Here is a 6482-nt window from a genome sequence, read left to right as displayed (position 1 = left end):
GTAAAACAACCAAAGCTGCGTACAATGAACGCTGTCTCGTCCCATCGGCACACTTGACGATACGATTATTGATAAGCCTTATAGTGACCCATCTCTAACAGAACTGATTGGATACTTTTGGTCTGGGAAACATCATCGTGTAGTCAAAGGTATTCAGCTAATTACCTTGTATTACACGGATTTCAAAGGTAAGTCTATACCTGTGAATTATCGAATTTATAACAAACAGGAGAACAAAACTAAAAACGATTATTTAAGAGAAATGATTACCGAAGTTTTGAGTTGGGGATTAAAACCTACATATGTGACAACAGATGCATAATATGCTAGCAAGGATAACCTGAAATTTATAAAAGACAAGAATCTAGGGTTACTCATGGGCGTTGCCAAGAATCGGAAAGTATCAATCAATGGTAGAGATTACACCCAAATCCAAAACCTGGAAATTCCGGATGAAGGTTTAATGGTACACCTGAAAAATTTTGGGCAAGTGAAAGTATTTCGCAAGACATTCAAAAACGAAGATAAACGATATTACATCATTTACTTGCCTAATGAAGATGCGCTAATTGCAATTACCCGAGTGGATTTTAAATCATTACATTCAATTCATTGGGGCATCGAGTGCTATCACAGAGCCATCAAACAAGTATGTGGGATTGAGCAATTTATGGTGAGAACATCCAGGGCAAACGCATCTAAAATTGCTTGACAAAATATAAATTCTATGTTGTAAAAACAAAAAAATCTATTGTTCTGCCAGAACTAGCCGACTCCAAGGAGCGATCGCGCCGGAATGTGCAACCACCAAATTGTTGATAACAATTCAGGCTTATTTGGAATCAAATTTCAGTAAAATTACTACCTATAAGCACATAAGTGTGTCAGAAATCTTTTGATGAACGTTAATGTTACCAAATTATCAGCTACATTGTAAAACTTTACTCAAGTAGTCATTATCCATCGCAGCTAAAAACTGTTTATTTTTCGTTCCCAGTTTTTTAGTCTTTTCTTTGCCTAGAAGATTAACTGCTATATGACGGTTCACCGCAAAATTTTGTGGTGCATTATCTTTTCTAATACGAGAATCATCTTCAGAAAAAGCAACGTCAAGTACGCAGTGCAGCGAGTTTTCGATGCTCCAATGGCTGCGGACTGACAGCCCTAATAATTTCGCGTTACCAGCTAAGCTACTAATATAGTAACGAGTTTCAACTGTGGTTTTTCCATTTACAGTTCGGATAGATTCTACCATCCCTACGCTTTTAAGATTTGCCCATTTTTGATTTTGGTCTATTTTATCTGCAATATCCGATAGCATTAAATAATGACGAATTTCTTCTCGTCCGTGATTTTCTTCGCGAGTGTGATAATCACTGTGATTAAAGCCTTGAAAACCCGTAGCAATTGCTTCTCGGAAGAGTTGTTCTACACTTTTATACAAATTATTTTGATTCTTTTTCAGAGTAATAATGTAATCACCCTGTTTTTGGGTAATCGATTTGACAATATCTTTTTGACATCCCATTGCATCAATTGTCACAATACAACCAGATATGTCTAAAATCTCGATTAATTTTGGAATTGCTCTGATTTCGTTAGATTTTTCCTCTACTTGCCTTTGTCCCAAGACTAATTTATCAGCAGTCGCCCAAGCACTGACCATATGAATAGCACCTTTGTCTCCTCCTTTGTCATAGGAATGTTTTAGAGTTTTACCATCAATAGCTACTACCTCTCCTTCTGTAATTTTACTTACAGACTTAATCCAACTCACAAAACACCCTTGAAACTGTTCCGGGTTAATCCGAGCAAAAACTCTGGCAAATGTATCATGAGATGGAATACCATTTGGTAATTCTAAAAACTGCTGCAACCACTGAACCTTTGCTTGTCCATAAGTCTCTATTGCTACCCAACTATCAGCTCCACAAATAACCGCGCGGCGATGATGATCATATCAATTAGCTTGTGCTGTTTTGTGCGTTCCACTCTCGGGTCTTCCAAATCAGCAAAGTGGTCAGCAATCGTAATTTTCGGCTGAAGTTTCACTTCTTAGTGTGATTATAGACGCTTTTTATACTGGAAAAGAATTATTCTTGAAAATACCACGTTATGCAATCACCTCAAGGAAGCGATCGCCCTTTGTCCGTACACGACACACTTCGCAATCATTCCTACTGGATACCGCAGTGCCAAAGTTCGCCCATGCATCTTAGCACAAATGCTACACCCATCCCTAGCATAAAATTTAGATGCGTTTGCCCTGGTAATGCACCCTGCTTAAACGCAAAGTAGCAATCAACAATAAAGTAAAGCGTCTCTAAATAACTTTTACCTAATCGTTGGGATTCTTGGAATATACGCTCGCGGTAGCTATCTTTGATGCGGACTTTTTCTGGAGTTTTGTCTTGCTGAGAAACCATGTTATTGTGGTGGTTGACGATTCACTGTTGACGATTCACTGTTAACTGTTAACAGTCATCACAATTGCTTTAGCCATTTGTAATAGCCCATAAGAATTAGCCTCTACCGGGTTTTCTAGAATTTCAAACCCGTTTTGTATGAGCAGTTTTTTAAACCCAGGAAGCAAGCAACCACCACCAATAGCCCAAATCTCATCCCCTTGGTGTTTGGCATCAAGGGCGAGATTGACTGGTTTTTTCAGATAGGTTTCATACCATTCTTTAAGACAAGTAGTGTATATGTCTTTGATATCAATATCACGGCTGTATTTGGTATGCCCCATTTCCAGACAAAAGCGAATTTTTGATAAGTCCCCAAGCTTCCCACCGTTGAGATGTTTCATCTTTTTGGCAATCTCACCGATGAGAACTTCCACACCAGCAGCGTAGGGAGTATGTACTTCTCTTTTACCCTGGAAGTAACGAGAATAAAGTGTTGTCCCATTCCCAAAATCTACGACGGTTAACTTTTTGGGCAGCTTTCGATCAAATAAAGCACCCATACCTTCAGGCACGACTTTAAGAACTTCTACTTTGACATCAGATAGCTTGCCAGCGAGCATTGGTTGATATTCTCCATTGAGTATTTGACACAGCTCTCTTGTCAAAGCAATATCATGTAAGCTGACAACTAGCTTTAAGTGCCAAACCTTACGATATGGCAAATGAGCCAACGCACCTAACAAAGTGATGAGCGCATTGTTGACTTTGTTGATGTTGCTATCTGTGTTTCGCTCGAAGTAGTATCCAGTGCGGAAAGCTGACTCCCCAACAGTGTAGGCATTACCGTTAAAAACCACCCTACCGGGTACATCTTCCATTTCTTCTTTTGAGATGTAACTAGGAATTCTAATCACATCAAAACCATCGACTAACAGTTTGACGCTACCATAGCCATTATCAAAACCCGCACAAAAAATCTTTTGATTCGCGTGAATGTTCTTAGAACTCATAGGGGGTCAAGTGGGGTATAAAACCGAAATGAGTTCAATATACCCTAAAAAGCACCTATATATACCCTGTATAGGGGTTAATTTTGCTGAAAAAGTTCTTAACAATTTTTGGGGTATTTATAGCCCCCACTTATACCCCATGAATGATTAGATTAATTATGAAAAGGGAAAAGCACGTTCTTAGCTGTCCAAATAGAATGAAACCGCTAATCAACCGAGCTTAATATCAATTTATAACAATCGCTTCAATCTGACTAATCAACTGCTCTAGTTGCTGGGTTTTATTTGGGTCATTCCAAAGCATCTTGTTTTTCTTTGCCATTTCAACTGTTTTAGTCAAGCGTTGCTTGAGGTTTAGAGGTTTGGGCGGTGTTTTAGTATCATTTAATGCCTTAACTCGTTGCTTGATTTCGGAAAGGCTAAGGGAATGACTAATTGCTTCTTCTAGCAGATTTTGTCGGCTATATTCATCTTTGATACTAGCAATCAAAATCGCTTTAGTATAATGAATTTTCCCCTGACGAATAGCATTTAAGATTTCTGCTGGTTTTTTAAACAAAGGAAGCCGAGTAGCGACGAAGGATTGCCAAGTGATTTGCCCGAACGAATCAAATATCTGTTGAACAAGTTCAGCTTCTTCGCTAACCAAAACGTTTTGGTTAGTAGTTCCTTTCGTGGCATTATTCATTCTATATAAAAAACTGACTACTTCTTCTGTGTCATATCCAAGTTGAATTTCAAGCAATCGCAAAGTATTATCTAGTTCCTCCAAAGCACTAAAATCTCGGCGATTTGTATTTTCCGATATGGCAGCGTGGAAAGCGGTACGGTCATCCCAATCAAAAACCTTGACGGGAACAACCTCTAGTTCCAAAATTGTTGCCGCTTTTAATCGACGAAGTCCTGCAACTAGTTCATATTTTCCTGACTGATTTGGAGCAGGGCGAACCCACAGAGGCGAACGAATTCCGTTGGGCTTGATATCGTTTAGTGCCCATTGTTCTAGCTCTTGTGGGTCGTAATAATGCCGGACTGGCTTGCCATCTGGAACAAATGTGAATGTGCAAACAATAGCACTGCGCTTAATAAGTTGTTCTTGGGTCACATCCGCTGTTTGGACAATTTTCTGAGCAGTCGCTTGCCCAAAAACGAAGTTCAATTCTTCGTTGTCAGAAATAGCATCTTTAAGTTGTCGTCGAGTCGTCATCTAAAAATCTCCTCCAAGTGTAGAAACTGTAAGTAAAATGGCCAGATAGCAAGATGGTACGGCTGAAACCGCTACGATTCAGATTCAAATAGCTTCAAAGCTTCTGTAAGGATTTTGGTATAAGCACGTGCCGCTGCTTTGGCAGCCTCTCCTTTCATACGAAACACCGTACTACCTTGTCCTGGCGCATCCTTAATGCATTGGCGGTCGGGGAGAGTGGTATTAAGCAATGGTATGATGCCGCTTTGCAAGGCTTCTCTAGCTTCTCGCAACAAAATAGTGTTGTCTTTCACTGCATTGAGATAAACCGCCGCAATCGGGGAACCTCCTCGGATCTCCTTTGCCTGACGCACGAACTGCATAATTTTGCCCGTACTTGCTAGGTCAATCATAGAGTCCCTACAGGGAATGAGTACTAGATTAGAGCGGATCAAAATTGCTTTGGTCACTTCACTTGCATTCCCGGGTCCATCCACAACCACGATATCGTAGGACTCTGCCAACAAAGGAAGTTCGTCAAACAGAACTTCTGGATCGCTGATGATCTTGTAAGGCAGTCCCAGATCCTTTAACCAACCGGATGAACTTTGCTGACCATCTGCATCAACCAGGATAGTGGAATGTCCCTTCTGACTAAACCAATCAGCAGCATGTACGGCTCCTGTTGATTTGCCTGCACCACCTTTCTGGTTAGCAAATGCCAAAATTTTGGGAAGCTTCTGTGGTGTAGCTGCAGATTCTATAGACTTAGATTTTGGCATGGGCTTCATTAAAAATACTTAAAGTTGGTCAACAAGAATCAAAATGCCGACGCATTGTCGAGCCAGCACTGCAGATGGGTCTCCCGCCGCAGATGTCTGGCGTCCCCTAACATTCTGCCTTAGCGCAGCGGCTCCCTTTAGGAGCTTCCTTGTTAGAACGAGTACCCAACGTTACGGGGAACAGAGCTGGAAAAATGAGTCAAGCCTACCCTCAAAGATCAATCAACGAAAATAAACGAGTGGCGTAGTTTCGTCGGTTTTTTCCAGTATTTCACCTGCTGAACTAACCAAAATGTATGGTTTGATGATACCACTGAATCCAGCAAACTTCAAAAAGTGAGATTAACCAAAACGTTTTGGTTAATCTCACTTTTCCCTCAAAATCAATGGTTTGCGAGATGTACGAGGTAAGCGTGTAACGGTATGCTATTGACTCTGGTCATAAGTAGCCGTCATAAAGTGCGTGTACCCTAGTGGGAACGGCCACGCCTTACGGCTGACGCCACTTGCTCCACTTGGGGAGCAAGTGGAGCAAGTGGGGGTTCCCCCCGTTGTAGCAACTGCCGTCCCATTGAGCGGTCTGGCGTGAGACCCCAAGACTGCAGTGGCACATGAGGGAAACCCTACCAAGAGCGCTGCTTCACCAGAACAAATGAAAATTTTTTTCCCTCTGCTCCTCTGCTCCCCTGCTTTTTCATGGCAATGTGGAGCTTTGGAATAGTAATGACCCAATAAGCGGGGACTGACGACAGTTTCAGTATTTTTAGCAGAGTTACTGGGTAAAAAAGAGAATACTGTGCGCTCTTCTACTGCGAGAATGGTATCGAGATGCTGACGATAAAACCAAAACAAGACGAGCTTCATTGAATATTACAGCTTGCTTTAGTCTACTACTATGCTGGATTTTAAGTATGTGACCAAAGGACGAAAAACGTTTGGCACTGGCAGCAGATGGAACGACTATGAGCGATTGCCCAAAGGGCACTGGCGGAGCCAATCGCTTTACTATATTAGTGATGCAAGTGTCATTCCCTTGTCCATTAGACATCTCCGAAAAATGCCAATACCTCTCTATAGCTGGCTTTCAACAGGCGAT

At 41.2% G+C, this 6482-nt stretch carries 6 protein-coding genes and 2 pseudogenes; 2 read left to right on the top strand and 6 right to left on the bottom strand.

The window, feature by feature from the left end; translation table 11 throughout:
• Nucleotides 1-334: 334 nt before the first annotated feature.
• A pseudogene (locus tag ACM0OZ_RS47280) lies at nucleotides 335-712 on the top strand (IS701 family transposase); the annotation flags it as partial.
• Nucleotides 713-922: 210 nt separating this feature from the next.
• Here the strand turns inward: ACM0OZ_RS47280 and ACM0OZ_RS47275 are convergent.
• The 6 genes and pseudogenes from ACM0OZ_RS47275 to ACM0OZ_RS47250 all read right to left on the bottom strand — a co-directional run bounded on the left by ACM0OZ_RS47275 (nucleotide 923) and on the right by ACM0OZ_RS47250 (nucleotide 6250).
• Nucleotides 923-2052 (bottom strand): annotated as a pseudogene (locus ACM0OZ_RS47275) (ISAs1 family transposase).
• A gap of 125 nt (nucleotides 2053-2177) precedes the next feature.
• On the bottom strand, nucleotides 2178-2426 hold the full coding sequence (locus tag ACM0OZ_RS47270) for a hypothetical protein (protein ID WP_414589894.1): 249 nt from the start codon (nucleotides 2424-2426) through the stop codon (nucleotides 2178-2180).
• A 41-nt stretch (nucleotides 2427-2467) separates the two neighbouring features.
• Complete coding sequence (locus tag ACM0OZ_RS47265; RefSeq protein WP_414589893.1) at nucleotides 2468-3418, bottom strand: ParM/StbA family protein; 951 nt, start codon at nucleotides 3416-3418, stop codon at nucleotides 2468-2470.
• A gap of 226 nt (nucleotides 3419-3644) precedes the next feature.
• The gene (locus ACM0OZ_RS47260; protein ID WP_414589892.1) at nucleotides 3645-4625 is read right to left on the bottom strand and encodes a ParB/RepB/Spo0J family partition protein; all 981 of its coding nucleotides are present in this window, start codon (nucleotides 4623-4625) and stop codon (nucleotides 3645-3647) included.
• 71 nt (nucleotides 4626-4696) lie between these two features.
• Nucleotides 4697-5386: an AAA family ATPase gene (locus ACM0OZ_RS47255; protein WP_414589891.1), complete on the bottom strand. Its 690-nt coding sequence runs from the start codon at nucleotides 5384-5386 to the stop codon at nucleotides 4697-4699.
• A gap of 426 nt (nucleotides 5387-5812) precedes the next feature.
• Complete coding sequence (locus ACM0OZ_RS47250) at nucleotides 5813-6250, bottom strand: hypothetical protein (protein WP_414589890.1); 438 nt, start codon at nucleotides 6248-6250, stop codon at nucleotides 5813-5815.
• A gap of 31 nt (nucleotides 6251-6281) precedes the next feature.
• On the opposite strand from ACM0OZ_RS47250, the gene ACM0OZ_RS47245 reads away from it, so the two are divergent.
• On the top strand, nucleotides 6282-6482 hold a 201-nt coding region (locus ACM0OZ_RS47245), incomplete at its 3' end, for a hypothetical protein (RefSeq protein WP_414589889.1).

This window comes from Scytonema sp. PCC 10023 (assembly GCF_963920835.1).
Taxonomy (GTDB): Bacteria; Cyanobacteriota; Cyanobacteriia; order Cyanobacteriales; family Nostocaceae; genus Kalymmatonema.
The sequence above is the reverse complement of the archived record's forward strand: the minus strand, read 5'-3'. Positions and strand labels throughout refer to the sequence as shown.